Source organism: Gammaproteobacteria bacterium, assembly GCA_016199745.1.
GTDB lineage: Bacteria > Pseudomonadota > Gammaproteobacteria > Acidiferrobacterales > Sulfurifustaceae > JACQFZ01.
This window is the reverse complement of sequence record JACQFZ010000057.1, coordinates 119,959-141,159: the sequence shown is the minus strand read 5'-3', so window position 1 is coordinate 141,159 and position 21,201 is coordinate 119,959. Positions and strand designations below refer to the sequence as shown.

Genomic DNA, 21,201 nt, shown 5'->3' with positions numbered 1-21,201 from the left:
ATGTCAAATTCCTAGCATCGAACTTGAGCTCGATGAGCATGAACGGGGCATCCATGTTCTGAGGGATGACGAGGCCTTCGAATTGTCGTATAGGCTGGATTGGTGTCACTGGCGGCTACTAATTAAGTAGGCCGACAGATAACGCTGATCTCGTTGCTGCAGTTTTCTAAAGAAACATTTGCATCGCAAGTTGCTGCACAAACGACGACATACCGCCTTGCATTGCCAACAGCACCCACGCTAGGTACATGGGTTCAATCGAAATTCGTTAGAAAATTTTTCCCCGCGCTGTATTCGATCACGTAGCTGCCGCATAATTTCGATCCACTAACCAATAGTTGAAAGGGAGTTCGACATGCATATTGCCACTTCATGGTCCACTCAGTCCGACACCGTTAAAGCTGTCGAAGAAGCTTATGAGAAGCTCGGGCAATCACTTAACGGCGAGCCACCGACCTTATTGTTAACTTATTACTCCAACAATCACGACAGCCGAACGATCCTCAAGCGTCTCGATGCATTGTCCGGCAATGTCCCGATTCAAGGAGGAACGTCTTGCCTCGGCATCATGACGCAGCAAGGATTCCACAGCGCCGATGGGTGCGGCTTTGGTCTGTGGGCGATTCAGGATCCGCAAGGCAGTTATAGCGTCGGCATCGCCGCCATCAATGACAACCCTCGGCAGGCGGCGGCAGAAGCGACCGAGATGGCGCTCGCCGGCGCCGGGCGGCCAGGAGAAGTGCCGGCGCTGGTATGGTTGAACAGCGCTCCCGGTTGCGAAGAAAAAATCCTTCAGGGCATCGAAGACGTGCTCGGACGGCAAGTGCCGATTGCCGGTGGCAGCACCGGCGATAACACGGTTGCCGGCGATTGGAAACAAATCGGCGCCGGCCAAGTCCATCAAAATGCCGTCGTCGTCACCGTGATGTACCCCTCGACCGAAGTCGCTTTCGCGTTTCACTCCGGTTATGAACCGGCGGAACATCGCGGACGGGTTACTCGCGCCACTGGCCGCACGCTCTACGAAATCGACGGTCGTCCAGCCGCTCAGGTTTATAACGAATGGACCGGCGGCATAATTGCTGAGGCATTGCCCGCCGGCGGTAATGTGCTGCCGATGACGACGTTGTCTCCGCTCGGTCGTGAAGTCGGACGGATGCGCGGTGTGCCGTATTTCAAATTGTCTCATCCCAATAGCGTCGCCGCCGACGGCGCGCTCACCTTGTTTTCCGATATCGAAGAAGGCGAAGAAATTTTGTTAATGACCGGCTCGAAAAATAATCTGGTCACGCGCGCCGGCCGCGTCGCCGAATCGGCGATCTCCGCTGGTTCGCTCGCCGCCGACGACGTTTGCGGGGCGTTGGTTATTTACTGTGCCGGCTGCATGTTGACCATTCAAAGCGACATGGACAAGGTGGCGACCGGTGTCAGTGGCGTGCTCAAGAACAATCCTTTTATCGGCGTGTTCACGTTTGGCGAACAAGGCTGCTTTGTCGGCGGCGAGAATCGCCATGGCAATCTGATGATTTCGGTGGTCGTATTCGGTCGTCGGGCCGTCGGCGGATAGCCTTGAACGGGCAGAGCGAGAAACTGCTCGAAGTTCTGGTTGATCTGGAGCGCGCCAAGGAAATAGAGCGCCAGTCCCGTTTCGAGTCGGAAGCGCTATTGGAAGGGCTGCACGCTATTACCATGGCATCCAGCACCGATGAAGTGTTTGCCAGCCTGTTAGAGGTACTGCGCGGCACGATCGGCTTCGACGATGCTTTTATTCTGTCGACGGAGGGTGGCGATGTCCTTGAGGTCGTCGCCACGACCGATCCGATATTTCGCTGGACGACGTGGATTCAGGGCGCGACGTTCAATCGCGTCCTCGCCGGAACACCCGTGGCACTGTTCGATGTCGCGCGGGCTCCCGAATGGGAAGTGCAATCGCCGACGGTAAAGGCGCGCGTCAAGTCGGCGTTGCATGCGTCGTTTTATGCGCCGAAATCGGCGGCGTTGTTCATCTGCACCAACCGGCGTCCCGGCTTTTTCAATAAGCAACATATTCACCTGCTGCAACGCTTTGCGCCGCTGGCATCACAGGCAATGATCAGCCTCAATGCCCGAGAACTCACGGTCAACGCGTTCCAGGCCGGCGTCGCGGAAACCGCCACCAGCATTCTGCACAACATCGGTAACGCTATTACCGGCATTCGCAACCGCGCATGGCGCCTGCGGGCGGACGCAACGGGGCTACTTGAGGCAGCCGATGTGCTGGATGAAATTCGCAACGAGATGCTGCGGCTCAACGCGGACAATTTGCCGCGATGGGCCGGCGTGCTTGACGAGGCGAGCCGGGCGTTACGGGCGGCGGTTATCGACGATATCCAACCTAGCGTCGACATGATCAGCGACGGCGTCAAGCACATCGCTGAAATTGTCACGATCCAACAAGGTGCGGCCGGTCCGGAACACATGGCGACCCGCTTTTGTTTGCGACGCCTGCTGGAAGACGCCGTGACCATGCATGTCGATACGTTGAAAAAATATGGCGTGCGCGTGGATATCACGCTCGATCTTGCTTTGACCCAAGTGACGTTGCCGCGGAACCAACTACTCCAGGCCGTGGTCAATCTCATCAAGAACAGTCGTGAGGCGCTGCAAGCCAGCGCCGAGCGCGTCGCCGAAAAAGTTATCACGCTGGCCGCGGATTCCATCGCCGACGATCGTTTTGTATTGCGGGTTGTCGATAACGGCTGTGGTATAGAACAACATCAAGTCGCGAACTTGTTCTCTTTTGGTTACAGCACCAAACAAGGCGGTCATGGTTACGGATTGCACTGGGTGGCTAATTTCGTGCAAAGCCTGAACGGGACGATCGCCGCTTACAGCGACGGCAATGGCAGCGGCATGGAAATTCGCATTGAATTACCGGTTGCGATCAATCGGTGGTCGTAGACAACCTGCACGCGGACGGCATTATGACATCGGACGTTGTCAGCACACCTTATGAGTTGCCTAAGAACAAACGCATTCTCGCGGTAGACGACGATCCGGGCATCCTCGACGCTTATATCCATCTGTTGCAGCCGCGCGAGCAACGATTCTCCAAGCTCAAAGCCATGATGGGGACGCCGGTTCTCACCGACGCGAGCTTTGAGTTGTCCATCGCGCAACAGGGCGCGGCGGCAATCGAGCTGATCAAAGAAAGCTCGCAGAAGAAGTTGCCCTATGCGGCGGCTTTTATCGACATGCGCATGCCGCCGGGAATGAACGGCCTGGCGACCGCCAAGGCAATTCGTGCCATCGATGGGCGTATCTTCGTCGTTATCGTTACCGCTTATAGCGATCATTCGATCGACGAAATCTACCGGGAGCTGGAGCGCGATGTGCTTTTATTGCGGAAGCCGTTCGCCGAGGACGAACTGTTGCAGACGGCACGTACATCGATCGACATCTGGAACCGCGAATGTCATCGCGTGCGGCAACTCGACGCCGCTAAAAAACGCGGTAAATTGCTCGAACAGAACTTATTCTCGGGCGCCGTCCGCGCGCACAAGACGAGAGAAAAAAAGCCACGTGCGCACCTGTCTTTTTTGGAAGATGTTCCGCGCGTCATTCTGCTTGACCCAGATAGAACAATGTTGGCCAAGCTGCGTCGGGCGTTTCCGCAAATCACCCAATACGTGTCATTTGCATCGTCTGCCTTCCGGCGTCAACGTCCGCCGGAACTTTTGATAGCGAGGATTGACGAAGATCATTCGCGCCGGCAACGCCAGTTGTTCGAATGGATGCGCGAGCGGCGCTACGACACCGCCTTTCTTCTTTATGGCACTGGCGCAACCACACGGGTCCGCACCCACCTGCTGCGCGGTGCGCTCGTCGATATACTGCCGGAGAATTCGCACGAGCACCTATTGGCACACAGCGCGCAACGCCTGTTCGAGTTGCGTGCGTGCGCCTATGAACTATCGGATCCGGATTGGCCGCTTCTCGGAAACACCAAAGCGTTTAAACAGGCGTTGCGCGACGCACGCAAAATGGCGGTCGTCGGCCAACCAGTGCTGCTCCGCGGTCACGCGTTCGATGTCGCTGCGGTAGCACGCTACATGCATCGCATGAGCGCCGTCCCCGGACCGCTAAAGGTACTATCGAGCGCGGTGTTCGTGCATTGCCAATCGGTGACTGATGTTGGCCATGCATTCGCGCAAGCGATGTTGAAAAATGTCAGCGCCGGCCTGTTGATCGAAAACATCGACAGCTTGGCCACCGAGCTTAGTCAGGCGCTGATACAAAACGTCCGCGCGCATGGGATCGAATTGATTCTTTGCGGCAGCGCTCGCGCGGCGGCTGTCGCCGATGTCGCCAACTTTGAACCGTTCGTGATCGACATTCCTGCCGTCGCCGAACGGCATGACGATTGGCGCCTGCTGATCGATTACTTTGTGTTGCAATACGTGCTGCGCACCGGCGAACCGCATTACCTCGATCAAGCCGATATCGATGTTATCGGCGGCAAACCCATCACTGATCTGCACCATCTTCGGCAAGCGGTGTTCGCCCGACTGGCGTCGAAGGAAGCGGCGGAAGTCCATTTACCGGTAAAGACCGAACCCTTACCACCGCGAGTGCTGGCTGACCACATCAATCAGATCGAGGCCGCTGTCATTGCCCAGACCCTTAAAGATTGCGACGGCAACATCTCGAAAGCAGCGCGCTTGTTGGGCACGCGACCGAATACGTTGCACTATCGCTTAAAGCGACATGGCATCGAGTACAAAAAATAAGGCAGTGCTATAAGCGGTCGCGCACAATGACGGCGATTTCATCATCCGTCAGCACGATCGGATTGGTTTGCATGCTGCCGCCGCGCGCGTTGGCGACGATCTTGTCGATGTGCGATTCGTCCACGCCGTAATGACGCAGGCGCGGGATCTGTAACCGATCGGTCCATGCTTGCAGCGTGTCCCAAATAGGTTTCGGCTCGACGTCACCGTCTGCTAACAACGCCGTTATCTCAGCATATTTCGCCAATGCCGGGCTTTGCGGCGCGCGTTTTGCCAGCGCCTGGCTATTTATCCGGGTGGCGGTCGCCATTAACGTACCGCACACCACGCCATGCGGAATTGGAAAAAAGGCGCCGAGCGGCGACGCCAATCCATGCACCGAACCAAGACCCGCCTGCGCCAAGGCAATGCCTGACAACAGCGACGCGTACGCCATGCACGCGCGTCCTTCGTCGGCGTCGACGCTATCGCCGCCGCGCCAGGCGGCGAATAACCCGGCCTTCGCCGCCTGCAAACCGCTCAACGCCAAGGCATCGGTAAACGGGTTGGCGCGAATCGATACATACGACTCCAGCAACTGCGTCAACGCATCCATGCCATTCGCCGCTATCAACGGTGCCGGGCAGGTGGCTAACAACTGCGGGTCGACCAGCGCCAGTTGCGGCACCAGCGCTTCGTGACGAAACGATTTTTTGAAGCCGTCGGTGCCACGCACACTGAGCACGGCGTTCTTCGTCGCCTCGCTGCCGGTACCCGCCGTCGTCGGCACCGCCACCAGCGGTGTCGCCGGGCCGCTGTAAGGGATGTCTCTACCAACACCTTCGAGGTAGTCCATTACCGAATTGCCATGGGGCAGTAAACCGGCAATGGCCTTCGCGGCATCCAACACGCTTCCGCCGCCAATGCCGACGACAACATCGATACGCGCCGGGCGATACGTACGCACGGCTTGGTCGATGTCAGCCGGCGACGGCTCGCCCGCTATCGTCAATTTTTCAGCAGCGATATCCAGCCGACGAAGCTCATCGAGCAATACTTGCCATTGCGGCGATTGCCGGAATGAACGAGCGCCCGTTACCAGCAAGGCGCGCTTACCGTAGCGACCTATGTAGCCAGGAAGTTGGTCGATCGCACCCCGGCCAAACACAATCTGCGGCAAACGCGAAAGCGAGAACGCAGGAACACACAGATTCAACCGAATGGGAAAAGCCCCTTATAAGATATTCCGGCACGCGGGCTCGCCATCCAATCGGCGACCGTATCGCGCCATTGGCGGTAATGCGGCGTTTGTTTATGCATCACCGCATCGTCGGCACTGGCGTAGGCTTCATAAAGAACGAAACGGGTACGATCATCCGCCGATTGCAGGACATCGAAACGTCGATTCCCGGATTCTTGGACCGATGCCTCATGGTTTGCGCGTGTCGCGGCGATGAAATCTTCGACACGGTCCGGCTTAACTTGAACATTCACCAAAGTCACATGCATGCGGTGTCCTCTTGTCGAGCAGGATTTGCGTTAGCGTTGATCGGCGCATTGTATGCAAAGCGATTTCAGGATCAACGAAATTTGCGTATTCAGTTTCGCCCTTTCCCCGCTCAAAAAGTTGGTATAAACGAAATTTCCGAGCGAGTTACCGCGTTGACGCTCAAGCTGTTGATCTAAAAATTATTAAATGATCAAAAATTTGATAATTGACAGCCCACCGATCATTGGAAGGTTGAAGGGATCCTCATTTCCCGGTAAATCGCTATCCCTTCTAACCAAAAGGGACGGTCCATGTTGGTTCTAACGAGACGGATAGGCGAGACGTTGAACATCGGCGATAACGTGCAGGTCATGGTGTTGGGCATCGATCACAATCAGACACGTATAGGTATTGCCGCACCGAAAAATATTCCGGTGCATCGTGTCGAGGTATACGAACGAATCAAGAAGGAGCTTGAGGCGAATGCGATGGCTAATGCTTAGTCGTTGTACCGGTAACTAGAGTCTGGGGTTCGCCACGATCGCTGTCGTGGCGAACGAGGCCTATGATGCCGATGCGCTGATCGTGCGCCTCCGGGCGAGTTCGACAAGCATCAGTATAAACACCGAAACCTCGCTGAACGTTTTTTCTGCCGGATAAAACAATTTCGCCGTATCGCCACGCGCTACGAAAAGTTAACGCATCGGTTCTCATCGTTCATCGCCCTCGACGATGCGCTGGAGCAGGGCACGTTGTTCTGCAATAGGTATGCGGAGAATCTGCGCGGTTCCGGTCCGGAAGGCTAAGCGAGGACCCGGTGATCGGCACCCAGGGCTGTTAAATTCTATTGATTTCCCCTGATTTACCACTATGCCCAAGCAACCTCTGTAGCGTGCGCCATGCGCACGATGAATCTGGAAGCCACTGAAAATGAGCGTGCGCATGGCGCACGCTACGAGAATTTAACAGCCCTGGATCGGCACCAACGTTCCTTGACACAACGGCAAAATCAGAAGAGTTGGATTCTTGAAGTCATACGAAAGGAGCCATTCTTGACCGGCCACGCGCCATGCATTTACTATCGGCCGGCCCTATAAAGGGAACCGCTAAAAATTCAAAAAATGTAGGGTGGGCAGCGATTTTTTGCCCACGCGGATCCCAAAAAAAACGCGTGGGTAGAACAACGTTGCCCACCCTACCTTGAATTTTTAGAGGTTCCCAATAGATAAACGCGAGGGAGCGTGTGTGTCTCATGAGTTGTCCATCGTCGATATTCCTTCCAGCGCAGCCAATTCATCGCAACGCGCATCGAGCGGATATCGTTTCACCGCGTCTTCCTCCCGTTGCTCGGCGCCCATGGGCGGTATTCATGGGTGTTCGTTAATAATTATCCATCCATCCCAGCAACAACCACAGGAGGACGTCCATGTCGATTTTCATGAACTACGAAGGCATCAAAGGGGAAAGCTCGGATTCCGGGCACAGTCAATGGATCGACATCGACCGGCTCAGCTGGGGCGTCGGCCGTAAAGTCACGTCCGCGTCATCGACCACCGGCGACCGCGAATCGAACAACGCCGTCATCACCGACCTCACCCTCACCCGCCGCGTCGACAGCGCCACGCCGAAATTCTTCTTAGAATCGTGCTGCGGCACCGGAAAGAAAGTCACCCTCCATCTGACCAAGACCGGCCAAGGCTCGGGCGCCGACATCTATCTCGAATACATCCTAAAGAACGCCGTCATCAGCCAATACAACGTCGACGCCACCAGCAACAGCAGCGAGCGCCCGTTAGAGCGAATGGTATTGAGCTTCGTCGAGATCGAAGTGAAATACACCCCGTACGACCAAAACGGCGAAGCCCTATCGCCGACCGCCGTCGGCTTCAACACCGCGACCAATAGCAAGAAGTAACGCGGTCTGCCGGGGTCGATGCCGGCGCGAGCTGGCATCGGCTGTGGGGGTGTTACGGGTACCGAGACAAGGAGGCCCATCGTCGTGACGAGGTTATCGCGTGGTATCACCGAGTGTCGGCGTAACGTCGGTTGTACCTCGAAACAACACCAGCGACGATCGCACGCTTGAACGACATCGCGAAAATAACTTGATCAACATGCAACACCTAATGTCGTACTCATTCATGGAACGAAAGAAATCATCGAACGAACCTAAGGCTCGACGCCGTGCTCGCATGCGCCTCGTTGGTATCAGCCTGTACGTCATCTTACTGGTCGCCTGCGATTCCGCGCCGGCCAGCGATCCGAACACGGTCACGCCGTTTCCCCAAACGGCGTTCACCTGGAAGGAATGGACGGCGTTGGAATCGCCGAAGCGGCCGACTTACGTAACGTACTATCACGGGGGGCGTGGACTTCCCAATATGGAACGCTGGAAGGCGCAAGATTTTTTGCCGAAGGAATATTTTGCAGCGCCGCATGCGGATATGTGTCGGGCGCCGCAAGCGGTGCGGAAAGATTTGTGGTCAATGCCCATAGTTTCCGGCGATACAGCAGACAAGGTTCGACAACGCATCACCTACGCCAAGAAGGGCTACGCCAAGGCGCAGGCGGGGTTGGGTCACTATTGCTTTAAGAAGACGTTCGACGCTTACGTTGATGCCAAGTTACAACGCGAGCTGTCGTTCAGCATTGACCAAGCTTACGACTGGGCTCGCCGGGGCGCGGCCAGCGGCGATCCCATTGCGATGTATCGGTTGGCGGATTGTATGAACGTTATGGCGCGGGGCGCCGACTTAGGAAAAACGCACCACGATCTCGATCCCTTCTGGAAAGATCAGTCGCGCTATTGGTTATGGCGCGCGGTGACTGACGGGTTGGATGAGTGGGCATTGAGAGCCATTCGATACCACGGTAGATTCCTTATCGAATATCCGACCGACGACGAGAACAAGATTCAAGACTACCAATGGAGCCGGCTATTCGAACTGCAAACCATCTTTCGTAACGAATTTTACGGGTCAGTCGAAGAACACATGCAGGATTTTTGGTTTTCGACGATGGAAGAAGCTCGCCATCGACTGACACCCGAACAACTGCGGACCGCAGAAGTCGCCGTCGGCAAATTCCTCAAGGCGCATCCCAAAGTTTGGGACAACATTGTCCGCCTGCCGCGAGAAGATGGTCACTCGGGCAATGTTCTTTGCCCCGGAGAACCTGGTTATCGCGAACACTTCAATTACGACAGCCTCAACCGTGAATTAGCGAGATACGGATTGCATGTCACGCCGCCGGACAAATAGTGGCCCGCTGTTTTTTTATAAAACGAACGCATCAACCAACCATTGGGAGGAAATATCATGGCTATCACTGCCTCAGATCTACAGGATGCAATTCGCACCGCATTATTTGTAGCGTCATCCGAGTGGGGAGAAAATCAATGTGATGCCCTCAAAGAGGTCGCAAACGGGGTCGGCGAATACAGTCTTTCCACCATGCCTGCCATCTTCCAAGCTTCAGCTTGGCTTGGCGCTGCCGTGGGTACCGCGAAAGCGCTATTCCCTGCGATAGAAACCGTCGTCAGCAAATACAGTCTACCGCTCACGATGGCCGGTCTCATCACTGACGGGTTGCAAAAGGCTTATGGGAGTGAGGACGATCGTCTTAGGACGCTTAGGGGGGCGAATGTTCAGGCGCTGAAGAACGCGGTTGAGGGAGAAGTTTTAGAAAGCGCAGATGATTTAGTGGGCAGTACTTTCGGCCGCCAAGGTGCGGAGCTGTTGTTCGAGATACTTAGATATCGCTTGAACGACCCGATTTTCGATAAGACAATGGCTCTCACTCACTGCAAGCATGTCATCAGACACAGTTTGATTGAATCCAAGCCAAGTGAAGTTCTCGAGCGCACGCAGAAAGGTTTCGGCGCAATGTGCAAAAAGATTAACGATGTCTACCAGACTCTTACCTACGGCCATCACTTGCTCTGGCGCTTGGATCCCAATGTGCAGGTCTGTTACCAACATATCGTCACCAAAAAGCCTATGGAACTCTATGATCCTAGGGATCGGCGTATGACTTATTGTGGTCCAGGTCGTGATCTCATCGGTGAAGGTTCGGGCTTGAGCCTGAACAACCCCAACGCGCGAGATCAAATTCTTACCATCTTGGCTAATATCTGCGATTACGATACGCACGGCACCACAAGCTGGACCGAAACCCAGACTTACATTTGGCCTCTCGACAAACCCAAGACTATCGCGGAACTTGCCAGCGAATATGCCAAGGGTTCCGGCGCGCGCGATATCGGTATTCTGCGCGGAAATATCGAGCAGGCTGATCGCGATTGTTGGGAGAGATCAAAGAAGAGAGCGGCATAGCGTCTACGCGCAGAGCATAGTCATCGCCATGCAACACGTTCGTTGATTCTCGTCGCATTGCAGCCAGAGGAACCTCAGACACCATTGCGGTTGCTCTAGCCACTTTAATCATCAGACGTGGGTGGCCATTGTCGGTCAACAGCCGGTGCTCTCCCGGCGCCGACCGTTTTTGACGAAAAGTGTTGCGCGGACGTCAAAAAGCTGGCGTTTTACCTGCTATTGACGGTTGTCAATGGTCCGGGCTCGGCGCGCTGACCGAATCACGGTATACTGCGCGCCATTCCGCCCGACCTATTCTTTCCCCATGCAACCCGCTCGCGATCTCTTTTCTTATCGTCCCTATTGGGCCAAGCGTTTCGGCATCGCGCCGTTCTTGCCGATGTCGCGCGCAGAAATGGAGACGTTGGGTTGGGACTCATGCGATGTCATCCTCGTCACTGGCGACGCCTATGTCGATCATCCGAGCTTCGGCATGGCCTTGGTCGGCCGCTTGCTCGAAGCGCATGGCTTTCGCGTCGGTATTTTGAGCCAGCCGGATTGGCAGAGCGCCGATCCGTTCAAGGCGTTGGGTCGACCGAATATTTGCTTTGGCATTACCGCCGGCAATATGGACTCGATGGTCAATCGTTACACCGCCGACCGCAAGGTGCGTTCGGACGACGCCTATACGACCGGTGGTGCCGGCGGTAAGCGACCGGATCGCTCGGTCATCGTCTACGCGCAACGTGCACGCGAAGCGTTTAGCGATGTGCCGGTCATTATCGGCGGTATCGAATCGTCGTTGCGCCGTATCGCCCATTACGATTACTGGTCCGACAAAGTCCGTCGCTCGATTCTGATCGATGCGAAAGCCGATCTTTTAATTTACGGCAACGGCGAACGCGCGCTGATTGATGTGATCCACCGCCTTGCCGCCGGCGAAGCGATCGCCGCTATTACCGACGTGCGCGGCACAGCGTTCGCGCGCAAGGCAGTGCCCGACGGTTGGACCGAGCTCGACAGTACGCGTATCGATACACCGGGCCCGCTCAATCCGCCGAGCAATCCGTACGCGACCGAAGAAGAAATGCGTGAGCCATCGCCGGCGGTCACGGGCAATGTGAAAGTCGTGCGCTTCGAGCGTAAACGTCCGAAGGTCGACTCGACCCATTGCGTCATTCGCTTGCCGAGCTACGAGCAAGTCGCCGCCGATCCCGTGCTCTACGCGCACGCTTCGCGCGTGCTTCATGTCGAGGCGAATCCGGGCAATGCGCGCGCGTTGATCCAGCGTCACGGCGATCGCGAGGTCTGGCTCAATCCGCCGCCGATTCCGTTGACGACCGAAGAGATGGATCGCATCTACGAGCTGTCGTATCAACGCCGGCCGCATCCGTCGTACGGCGACGCCAAGATACCGGCGTACGAGATGATTCGCTTTTCGATCACGATTCAGCGCGGCTGTTTCGGTGGTTGTACCTTCTGTTCGATCACTGAGCACGAAGGCCGCATCATTCAGAACCGATCGGAAGATTCGATCATTCGTGAGATCGAAACCGTGCGCGACACCGTGCCCGGCTTCACCGGCGTCATCTCCGACCTCGGCGGGCCGACAGCGAACATGTATCGCATTCATTGTAAGAGTCCGGAGATCGAGTCGGCGTGTCGCTTACCGTCGTGTGTCTATCCCGGCATTTGCTCCAACCTTAAGACCGATCACTTACCTCTTATTAAGTTGTATCGGCGTGCGCGCGAAGTGCCGGGCGTGAAGAAGGTATTAATTGCCTCGGGTGTGCGTTACGACTTGGCGATCGAGTCGCCGGCGTATGTGAAAGAGCTGGTCACCCACCACGTCGGCGGTTACTTGAAGATTGCCCCGGAACACACCGAGCAGGGGCCGCTATCGAAGATGATGAAGCCCGGTATCGGCAGCTTTTACCGCTTCAAAGAGATGTTCGATCGCTACTCGCAGGCGGCGGGCAAGAAGCAATATCTCATTCCGTATTTCATTGCGGCCCATCCGGGCACGACCGACGAAGACATGGTGAGCTTGGCGCTCTGGCTCAAGAAAAACGGCTTTCGCGCCGACCAGGTCCAGGCGTTCTTGCCGTCGCCGATGGCGAGCGCGACCGCCATGTATCACAGTGGCAAGAACCCGCTGCGCAAAGTGACGCGCGATTCGGAAGGCGTGTTCATCGCTAAAGGGTTGAAGCAACGTCGGTTGCATAAGGCATTTCTGCGTTATCACGACCCGAACAATTGGCCGCTGCTGCGCGATGCTTTGCGACGCATGGGTCGCGCCGATTTAATCGGTAACAGCAAGCAACACCTCATTCCCACCTGGCAACCGGCCGGCACCGGCGAACAGCCGGAAGGTGCACGCCGCCGCGCCGGAAATTTCCGCACGCAACATACGGGTCTTCCCGCTAATCCTCGACCGCAGGCACGCGCTAAGCGTAAACCACGATAGATCTGCGTGTGTGGTGTAGGGGTTTGCCCTCGCGCTGCTCGGTAGTCGCAGCGATTTACCCCCGCCGGTACTTTGCGTAACTTGGCGTAAAACAACTGGCGCCGAGGCGCATTCGGAGGCGAACCATGGTAGGGGTGCTGTTGTGGTAGTTGGGTGTGCCGATCACTGTGGTCATCTTGCTGTGTCTGTTCGGCGTATTGGGGTAGGTCAGATAAACCTGAGTTAAACAAAAAGGGCTTCTTTAAGAAGCCCTTTTTTTTACAGCTACAGCGCTCGTTGTTCGCTAAGCGATGAGCTTGTCCTTCATCACTGTCAGCGCCTTCGCTTCGATTTGGCGGATTCGCTCGGCGGAGACGCCGTATTCACGCGCCAAGTCGTGTAACGTCGGTTTTTGCTCATCGAGCCAGCGGCGTTGAATGATGTCGCGCGAGCGCGTATCGAGCGATGACAGTGCCGATTTCAGCTGTTCATCGCGCGCGTTCTCTTGGCTCGATTTAGTCGCCACCACTTCCGGGTTGTAGCGCATGTCTTGCAGATAACCCGAAGGAGCGGCGTGAAAGGTGTCGTCATCGGTTTCGACTTCGCCGTCGAACGGAACGTCGACACTCGCCATGCGCGATTCCATTTCCTGCACAGTCTCTGGCGCTACGTCGAGATTCTCCGCTAGCGCATCAACTTCGCCGCGCCGCATCCAACCGAGGCGTTCACGCGACTTGCGCAAGTTGAAGAACAGCTTGCGCTGCGCTTTGGTGGTCGCCACTTTGACAATGCGCCAATTGCGCAGTACGTAGTCGTAAATTTCCGCGCGAATCCAATGAACCGCGAACGACATTAGCCGAACTTCATGCGCAGGATCGTAATGTTTTACCGCCTTCATCAAGCCGACATTGCCTTCTTGGATGAGGTCTGCCTGTGGCAGGCCGTAGCCGGAAAACCCGCGGGCAATGCGAACCACATGGCGCAGGTTGGCGAGAATTAATTGGCGCGCGGCGTCGAGATCGTTGTACTTGTGTAGGCGTCGGGCAAGATGACGCTCTTCTTCGACGCTCAATACCGGGACGGCATTAACTGTCCGCACGTAGGCAGACAGCCCTCGTTCAGGGCGTAAATCAAGGGCGATTGGTAAAGCGTACGTCATGAAAAACCTCCCACAGCTGTCCTAGGGCGCGAGTTTAGCACTCGTCTCTTGAGAGTGCCAAAGTGGGGATAGAGTTCCGACTTTCAATAAGTCTTTAATGAGCAAAGGAATTACGTCGGCTCAATGGCACGGAGGTGGCGACCAACGGCCAGCCGCGAGCCGATCCAGCCAAGCAGGGCGCCGATCCCGAGGAGTAGGGCGGATGCAGTGAACCCGAGGCCATGTACACGGAAATCGCTGCCGTAGAGGGCTCCCAGCTCGGCCAGGGGCTCGGCCAAGAACATCAGGGTGACGGTCAAGATGGCCCAGGCGGTAGCGGCACCCAGCAGGCCCTGCAAGACGCCGGCATAGAGGAAGGGGCGGCGGATAAAGCCGTTGGTTCCGCCCAGCAATTTCATGACTTCGATTTCGTCGCGGCGATTGAGCACAGCCAGGCGAATGGTATTGCCGATCGTGAGCAACACCGCAAGACCGAGCAGGCCGGCAATGATCAGTACCGCGCGTTCGGCAAGGGTAAGAATTAAGCGAAGGCGGCGGACCCATTCCAGGTCGAGCTGTGCCGAGTCGACGATGTCATGTTGGCGGAGATCGTTTAACAGCGCCTGTAGCGCTTCCGGCTTGCTGGCGGCGCTACCTGGATGAACGATCAGTACTGCCGGCAATGGATTTTGGTCGAGCGCATTCAGTGCTTCGCCGAAGCCGGACAGTCGTTTGAACTCGGCGAGCGCTTGCGCGCGCGATAAGTATTCGACTCGCGCCACACCGCGCATACGGCGTACGCGATCGGCCAATCGCTCGGCGGCGGCTTCGCTGGTATCGAGCTTCAAGAACAGCGAGATCTGTCCGCCGGTATCCCAGCCGGTGCTCAGGCGTTGCAGATTATCGATGGCGAGATAAAGCCCGGTCGGAAGCGCCAGCGTAATGCCGATGACGGCGACGGTTAAGAGGCCGGCGACCGGCGCCCGCAACAACTGCATGAACGTTTCGCGCAGTACGCGGGAGTGCTGGCGTAAATAAATATTGAATCGCTGCATGATCAAGCGGTCCCTAAACGGTCAGCGGCATGGCGCGACGACGCCGGGTCCGAATCGTGTGTCAGCTCGCCGTGATTGAGCGTCAGCACGCGTTTGCGCGCCCGCGCAATCAGGTGCTGGTCGTGCGTGGCGATCAATACCGTTACGCCATGGCGATTGAAATCGATAAACAAGTCGAGGATCTCGTCGGACAGCGCCTGATCGAGATTACCGGTCGGTTCGTCCGCCAGCAGCAGTGCCGGCCGATGAACGATGGCGCGGGCGATGCCGACGCGTTGTTGTTCACCGCCCGATAACATAATTGGATTGAGCCGCTCTTTATCGAGCAACCCGACCTTGTCGAGCGCGGCGCGCACGCGCTTGCCGATTTCGCGCGGTTCGACGCCCGTCACAAACAGCGGCAACGCGACGTTGTCGTAAACGCTGCGGTCGAACAGCAATTTGTAATTCTGAAAGACGATGCCGACCTGGCGGCGGAAATGCGGCACACTCCAGCGGCTCAGCTTGCCGAGATTTTTGCCGTTGACCATGGCCTGCCCGCGGGTCGGCCGCTCGATCAAGCTCAGCAGCTTGAGCAGCGTGGTTTTACCGGCGCCGGAGTGACCGGTGATGAACGCCATCTCGCCGCGCTCGATCTTGAAGCTGATATTTTTGAGCGCGTCGTACTCGCCCGGGTAGCGTTTGAAGACGTAGTTAAATTCGATCATATGGGCCGCATCAGCGAACATAATCTCCCTCTCCCTCCGGGAGAGGGATGGGGTGAGGGATGCTCGCACCAGCACTTTGCTGAACTTCGGCACACCGTGCCCTCACCCCAACCCCTCTCCCGGAGGGAGAGGGGCTTAACAGTCGGTCGAATGGAGAGGCCGAGAACAATCTTCACAATGTTTCCGGCAACAACGCATCGACGAACGCGGCGGCGTCGAAATCCTGCAGATCATCGGACGTCTCGCCGACGCCGATGTAGCGGATCGGTAGCCCGGATTGCTTGGCAATGGCGATAACGATCCCGCCCTTGGCGGTGCCATCGAGCTTGGTCAACACCAGCCCGGTGACGCCGACGGCTTCGCGGAATGCTTTGAGCTGCGCCAGTGCGTTCTGGCCGGTGCCGGCGTCGAGTACCATGAGCACCTCATGCGGTGCGCTCGGGTCGACTTTGCCGAGTACACGCCGGATTTTTTTGAGCTCTTCCATCAGTCCGCCATGCGTATGTTGGCGGCCGGCGGTGTCGACGATCAGCACATCGACTTGGCGGCTGCGGGCGGCATTGATCGCATCATGGGCGACGGCAGCAGCGTCGGCGCCGGTGTGTTGCGCGATAACAGGGGTATCGACGCGCTGGCCCCACACCTTGAGCTGCTCGACCGCGGCCGCGCGGAACGTATCGCCGGCGGCTAGCATCACCCGGTGACCATCTTGTTTCAGGCGAGCGGCGATTTTGCCGATGGTGGTCGTTTTGCCAACGCCATTAACACCGACCACCATGATCGTATAGGGCCGCCCGTCTTTCGGTATGGTGAGCGGGCGGCTCGCGGGTTGAACAATGGCCAAGATGTGTTGTCGAAGCACGCGGTACGCGGCATCAGCATCGGCCAGTTCTTTGCGCGATAGTCGCCGACTCAAGTCGTCAATCAGCGTTTGCGTCGTTTCGACGCCGACATCGGCGCGTAGTAGCGCGGTTTCGATGTCATCGATGAGGTCTTGGTCGAGTGCGCGCTTCACGCGCAGTAAATCGCCGAGGCCCTCGCTCAGAGTTTGTTTGGTCGCCGCCAGCTTGTCGCGCAGACGCGCGAACAGCCCGGGTCGTTTTACGGTCGTTGGTTCGTTCGGTGAGTTCAACGCTTGATTACCGGATTCAGTCAATCGATTATCCTATAGCGGTCATTATAAAAGGTAAGGCGATGTTTCACACATTGAAAAAATGCACGCTCGTAATTGCAGCGTTGTTACTGACCGGTTGTAACGACATCCATGAAATTACGCTGCCGAACGGCTTGCGGGTGATCGTCAAAGAAGATCATCGCGCACCGGTGGTGGTGTCCATGGTTTGGTACAAAGTCGGCAGTGTCGACGAACCTGTGAGCCTAACCGGCATCTCGCATGCGCTCGAACACATGATGTTTAAGGGCACCACGCACCTCAAACCGAACGAATTCTCGCGCATCATCGCTGATAACGGCGGTCGCGAGAACGCATTTACTTATTACGATTACACCGGCTACTACCAGCAATTGGAAAAATCGCGGTTGCCGATCGCGTTCGAGCTCGAGGCCGATCGCATGCAAAACTTGACGCTTGACGCCGGCGAGTTCCGCAAGGAAATCCAAGTCGTAATGGAGGAACGCCGGCTCCGGACCGACGATCAGCCGCAGGCGCAGGTGTACGAAAAATTCATGGCGACGGCGTACAAAGCCCATCCCTACGGCCATCCGGTGATCGGCTGGATGGCCGATATAGAACATCTGCGCATCGATGACCTGCGTACGTGGTACAAACGTTGGTATGTCCCGAATAACGCGACGCTGATAGTGGTCGGCGATGTCAAACCGGCGGCGGTATTCGACCTCGCCAAGAAGTATTTCGGTCCGATCCCGTCGCGGTCGTTAGAGCGCACGCCGATCTCGGCCGAGCCGCCGCAGCAAGAGCCGCGCCGCATCACCGTCAAAATTCCGGCCGAGCTGCCGTATCTGCTGACCGCGTTCCATGTGCCCGTACATAGCCGGCAGGCGCCGGCTGAGGAAGCTTGGGAGCCGTACGCACTGGATGTGTTGACCGGGGTGCTGGATGGCGGACAGAGCGCACGTTTTGAGACCGAGCTGGTACGGGCGACCAAAGTCGCTGCCGGCATCGGCACCAGTTACCACGCGATCGCCCGTTTTCCGCAGATGCTGTCATTCAGCGGCACACCGTCGGCCGATCACACGGTTGCCGATCTCGAGCAGGCGCTGAAAGGGCAAATCGAACGCGTACAGCGGGAGCCGGTATCGAAGGAAGAGCTCGAGCGCGTCAAGGCACAGGTGATCGCCGGCGACGTATTCGAGCGCGATTCCGTCTTCAGTCAGGCCTATCAGATCGGCGAGCTGGCGATGGCTGGGCTCGATCTCGACTTGTTAGATAAAGAGGTTGAGCGATTGAACGCGATAACACCGGAGCAAGTCATGACGGTAGCACGTAAATATTTGCGCGAGAACAATCAGACGACGGCGGTGCTCGATCCGTTGCCCTTGAGTGAAGCGCCGCCGCGCCCGCGGCGTGGCATGTTGGGAGGACGTCATGATATTCAATAATAAAAAATGGTGGGTCGGTCTGTGCTTGTTGTTGCTGAGTAATGTCGCGCTGGCAGTGCCGAAGATTGAACATTGGACGCTCGACAATGGCGTGCGGGTGTTGTTTGTGCGTACGACCGAGTTGCCGCTGATGCAATTGCACATCGCGTTCGATGCCGCCAGCAGTCGTGACCCGGAGGGCAAGCATGGCGTCGCATTGTTAACCAATTCCATGCTGCGGCAGGGCGCCGGCAGTTTGAATGCCGATCAAATCGCCAGCGGCTTCGAACGGCTCGGTGCGGAATACGGCGATAGTGCCGAGCGCGACATGGCAGTCATCGAGTTGCGTAGCTTGTCGGATCCAAAGCTGCTCAATCCAGCGCTCGATCTGCTGGCGCAGCTGCTCGGCCAACCGAGCTTTCCACCGGAAGCACTTGAACGCGAGCGCGCGCGGACGTTAATCGGGTTACAGCAGCAACAACAATCGCCGGAGGTGATCGCCGATCAGACGTTTATGCGTTTGGTTTATGGCAACCATCCGTATGCACACGACCCGTTAGGCACGGCCGAATCGCTGCGCGCTATTTCGCGTGCCGATCTGGCGGCGCACCACGCGCGTTACTACGTCGGTAGTAACGCCTGGCTCGCCATGGTCGGCAACGCTAGCGTGAGTGAGGCGAAGGAGATCGCTAAGCGCGCGCTCGGTCGTCTGCCGCGCGGTGAGCTGGCACCGCCGTTGCCGAACGTAGTGTCGATGGACAGCCGGCGCCAAGTCGTCAGCTTTCCGGCACAGCAGACGCATGTGCGTTTCGGCCATGTCGCCATCAGTCGCGACGATCCGGATTTTTTCCCGCTCGTAGTGGGCAACTACACGCTCGGTGGCGGCGGTTTGGTGTCGCGACTGGCGGATGAAGTGCGGGAAAAGCGTGGCTACTCGTACAGCGTCTACAGTTACTTTCAGCCGATGCGCGTGCCCGGGCCGTTTGCCATCGGCCTGCAAACGAAGAACGTGCAACGCGATGATGCAATCAATGTCGCCCGCCAAGTTTTGGCCGATTTTGTCGAGCACGGACCGACGCCGGCCGAGCTCGAATCGGCCAAGCGACATTTGACCGGTAGCTTCCCGTTGCGGCTCGATAGCAATCAGAAGATTGCCGAGAACCTCGCCTACATCGGCTTTTACGGATTGCCGCTCAACTATCTCGACCAATACATCGCTAAGATCGAAGCGGTCACGGCTGAGCAGATCCGCGCGGCGTTCAAACGCCATGTCGACTTGCAGCGCGCGATCACGGTTGTCGTCGGTGGCAACCCGTAAATCGGCGCGCGGTCCGCGCCAAAAAAATTATCCCGGCGAAATTCGTATTATCGGTGGCCGCTGGCGCAGCCGGCGGTTACCGGTGCTGGTCAGCGACGGCTTGCGGCCGACGCCCGACCGCGTACGCGAGACGCTGTTCAACTGGCTGACGCCTTACGTGCCGGGCGCGCGCTGCTTGGATCTGTTCGCCGGTACCGGCGCCTTGTGCCTCGAGGCGTTGTCACGCGGCGCGGCAAACGTGGTCATGGTCGAGCACTCGCCGGAAGCAGCACGGCAGCTGCGGGCGAACGTCGAACGGTTGCCGGCGACCGATGCGACAGTGGTGGCATTGGACGCGCTCGAATATCTTGCCGGATCACCTACGGTTTTCGATATCGTTTTTCTCGATCCACCGTTTGCCGTCGCCGAATCGATGCTCAAGAGTTGTAGCGTACGGCTCGTGCAAGGCTGGATGAAGCCGGGTGGGTTAGTCTACGTTGAAGCGCCGGCTGAGCTGGCGTTGCCGCTGCCCACCGAATGGGAACCGATCAAAAGTAAGGTTGCCGGTCAGGTGGGTTATCATTTGCTGCGCCTTCCGAGCAGTTATACTTGATCCCATGAAAGCTATCGCGCTTTACCCTGGCACTTTCGATCCCATTACCAATGGTCACGCCGATCTCGTGCGACGCGGTACGCGCATTTTCAAAGAAGTCATCGTCGCCGTCGCTGCCAATCCGAAGAAGCGACCGTTGTTTACGCTCGGTGAACGTGTCGCGCTGGCGCGCGCCGTGCTCGACGATGTGCCGAGCGTGCGCGTCATCGGTTTCGATAATCTGTTGATCGATCTCGCCCGCGCGCACGACGCGAGCGTACTGTTGCGGGGATTACGCGCCGTGTCGGACTTCGAGGTTGAGTTCCAGATGGCGGGTATGAACCGGCGGTTGGCGCCCGACATCGAAACCATTTTCATGACGCCATCCGAGCAGGAGACCTTTATTTCATCGTCACTGGTCAAGGAAATTGCCGCCTTGGGCGGAGATGTCTCGGGTTTCGTGGATGCGCGTGTGGTCGCTGCTCTTAAGGGCAAGATGAGTTAGAATTTCGTTCGGTTTCCCCCGCGTTTATAGCGATGTCCCTCCTCATTACCGACGAATGCATTAATTGCGACGTGTGCGAGCCCGAGTGCCCGAACGGCGCCATCTCGCAGGGCGAGGAGTATTACGTTATTAATCCGAAGCTCTGCACCGAATGCGTCGGTCATTTCAATGAATCGCAGTGCGTCGTGGTTTGCCCGGTTGATTGCATCCACGTCGATACGACGCAACCGGAAACGCGCGACGAATTGCATCAGAAATATCTGGCGCTCACCGGTCAGATCAAGACGGAATAGCGCAAACAAAAATCCCGGCAGCGCCGGGATTTTTGTTTGCTAAAAGCTAGATTGTGTCG

The 21,201-nt window shown here is 57.2% G+C and carries 19 protein-coding genes and 1 pseudogene; 14 read left to right on the top strand and 6 right to left on the bottom strand.

Features of this window, described 5'->3' with window-relative positions; all coding sequences use genetic code 11:
* Positions 1–355: 355 nt before the first annotated feature.
* Genes HY308_16125 through HY308_16115 form a run of 3 tightly spaced genes read left to right on the top strand, consistent with a single transcriptional unit; the run spans position 356 to position 4,769 of the window.
* Positions 356–1,567 (top strand): FIST C-terminal domain-containing protein, encoded by a 1,212-nt coding sequence (locus tag HY308_16125; protein ID MBI3899804.1) that lies wholly within the window; start codon positions 356–358, stop codon positions 1,565–1,567.
* 2 nt (positions 1,568–1,569) lie between these two features.
* A complete protein-coding gene (locus HY308_16120; GenBank protein MBI3899803.1) occupies positions 1,570–2,940 on the top strand; it encodes a HAMP domain-containing histidine kinase in 1,371 nt (456 codons plus the stop codon).
* A 23-nt stretch (positions 2,941–2,963) separates the two neighbouring features.
* Complete coding sequence (locus tag HY308_16115; protein ID MBI3899802.1) at positions 2,964–4,769, top strand: response regulator; 1,806 nt, start codon at positions 2,964–2,966, stop codon at positions 4,767–4,769.
* 7 nt (positions 4,770–4,776) lie between these two features.
* On the opposite strand, the gene HY308_16110 is transcribed toward HY308_16115, so the two are convergent.
* On the bottom strand, positions 4,777–5,958 hold the full coding sequence (locus HY308_16110) for an iron-containing alcohol dehydrogenase (GenBank protein MBI3899801.1): 1,182 nt from the start codon (positions 5,956–5,958) through the stop codon (positions 4,777–4,779).
* 2 nt (positions 5,959–5,960) lie between these two features.
* Complete coding sequence (locus tag HY308_16105; GenBank protein ID MBI3899800.1) at positions 5,961–6,257, bottom strand: antibiotic biosynthesis monooxygenase; 297 nt, start codon at positions 6,255–6,257, stop codon at positions 5,961–5,963.
* A 291-nt stretch (positions 6,258–6,548) separates the two neighbouring features.
* Here HY308_16105 and csrA point away from each other — a divergent pair, with 291 nt between their 5' ends.
* From csrA to HY308_16075, 6 genes and pseudogenes are all read left to right on the top strand, one after another.
* Complete coding sequence (gene csrA / locus HY308_16100) at positions 6,549–6,740, top strand: carbon storage regulator CsrA (GenBank protein MBI3899799.1); 192 nt, start codon at positions 6,549–6,551, stop codon at positions 6,738–6,740.
* A 114-nt stretch (positions 6,741–6,854) separates the two neighbouring features.
* Positions 6,855–6,935, top strand: a pseudogene (locus HY308_16095) (transposase).
* A 728-nt stretch (positions 6,936–7,663) separates the two neighbouring features.
* Positions 7,664–8,152, top strand: coding sequence for a type VI secretion system tube protein Hcp (locus tag HY308_16090; GenBank protein ID MBI3899798.1), 489 nt, complete (start codon positions 7,664–7,666; stop codon positions 8,150–8,152).
* A 100-nt stretch (positions 8,153–8,252) separates the two neighbouring features.
* On the top strand, positions 8,253–9,497 hold the full coding sequence (locus HY308_16085) for a hypothetical protein (protein MBI3899797.1): 1,245 nt from the start codon (positions 8,253–8,255) through the stop codon (positions 9,495–9,497).
* Positions 9,498–9,554: 57 nt separating this feature from the next.
* A complete protein-coding gene (locus HY308_16080; protein MBI3899796.1) occupies positions 9,555–10,571 on the top strand; it encodes a hypothetical protein in 1,017 nt (338 codons plus the stop codon).
* Between the two features lie 304 nt (positions 10,572–10,875).
* Complete coding sequence (locus HY308_16075) at positions 10,876–13,017, top strand: YgiQ family radical SAM protein (GenBank protein MBI3899795.1); 2,142 nt, start codon at positions 10,876–10,878, stop codon at positions 13,015–13,017.
* Positions 13,018–13,300: 283 nt separating this feature from the next.
* Here the strand turns inward: HY308_16075 and rpoH are convergent, their stop codons facing one another.
* The 4 genes from rpoH to ftsY form a co-directional block, all read right to left on the bottom strand.
* Entirely contained in the window at positions 13,301–14,155 is an 855-nt protein-coding gene (rpoH, locus tag HY308_16070; GenBank protein ID MBI3899794.1) for an RNA polymerase sigma factor RpoH, read from the bottom strand.
* Between the two features lie 110 nt (positions 14,156–14,265).
* The gene (gene ftsX, locus HY308_16065) at positions 14,266–15,189 is read right to left on the bottom strand and encodes a cell division protein FtsX (GenBank protein ID MBI3899793.1); all 924 of its coding nucleotides are present in this window, start codon (positions 15,187–15,189) and stop codon (positions 14,266–14,268) included.
* Positions 15,190–15,191: 2 nt separating this feature from the next.
* On the bottom strand, positions 15,192–15,896 hold the full coding sequence (gene ftsE / locus HY308_16060; protein ID MBI3899792.1) for a cell division ATP-binding protein FtsE: 705 nt from the start codon (positions 15,894–15,896) through the stop codon (positions 15,192–15,194).
* Positions 15,897–16,068: 172 nt separating this feature from the next.
* Entirely contained in the window at positions 16,069–17,052 is a 984-nt protein-coding gene (gene ftsY / locus HY308_16055) for a signal recognition particle-docking protein FtsY (protein ID MBI3899791.1), read from the bottom strand.
* A gap of 38 nt (positions 17,053–17,090) precedes the next feature.
* Here ftsY and HY308_16050 point away from each other — a divergent pair, with 38 nt between their 5' ends.
* The 5 genes from HY308_16050 to HY308_16030 are packed head-to-tail and all read left to right on the top strand — an operon-like array spanning position 17,091 to position 21,142.
* Positions 17,091–18,476: an insulinase family protein gene (locus HY308_16050; protein ID MBI3899790.1), complete on the top strand. Its 1,386-nt coding sequence runs from the start codon at positions 17,091–17,093 to the stop codon at positions 18,474–18,476.
* On the top strand, positions 18,463–19,773 hold the full coding sequence (locus tag HY308_16045) for an insulinase family protein (GenBank protein MBI3899789.1): 1,311 nt from the start codon (positions 18,463–18,465) through the stop codon (positions 19,771–19,773). The genes HY308_16050 and HY308_16045 overlap by 14 nt, the downstream gene beginning before the upstream one ends.
* Positions 19,724–20,365 carry a 16S rRNA (guanine(966)-N(2))-methyltransferase RsmD gene (gene rsmD, locus HY308_16040; GenBank protein ID MBI3899788.1) on the top strand — a complete coding sequence of 214 codons (642 nt, stop codon included), beginning with the start codon at positions 19,724–19,726 and terminating at the stop codon, positions 20,363–20,365. Before HY308_16045 ends, rsmD begins: the two co-directional genes overlap by 50 nt.
* Positions 20,366–20,369: 4 nt before the next feature.
* Complete coding sequence (coaD, locus tag HY308_16035; GenBank protein ID MBI3899787.1) at positions 20,370–20,849, top strand: pantetheine-phosphate adenylyltransferase; 480 nt, start codon at positions 20,370–20,372, stop codon at positions 20,847–20,849.
* A gap of 32 nt (positions 20,850–20,881) precedes the next feature.
* Positions 20,882–21,142: a YfhL family 4Fe-4S dicluster ferredoxin gene (locus HY308_16030; GenBank protein MBI3899786.1), complete on the top strand. Its 261-nt coding sequence runs from the start codon at positions 20,882–20,884 to the stop codon at positions 21,140–21,142.
* The last annotated feature ends 59 nt before the right edge of the window (positions 21,143–21,201 follow it).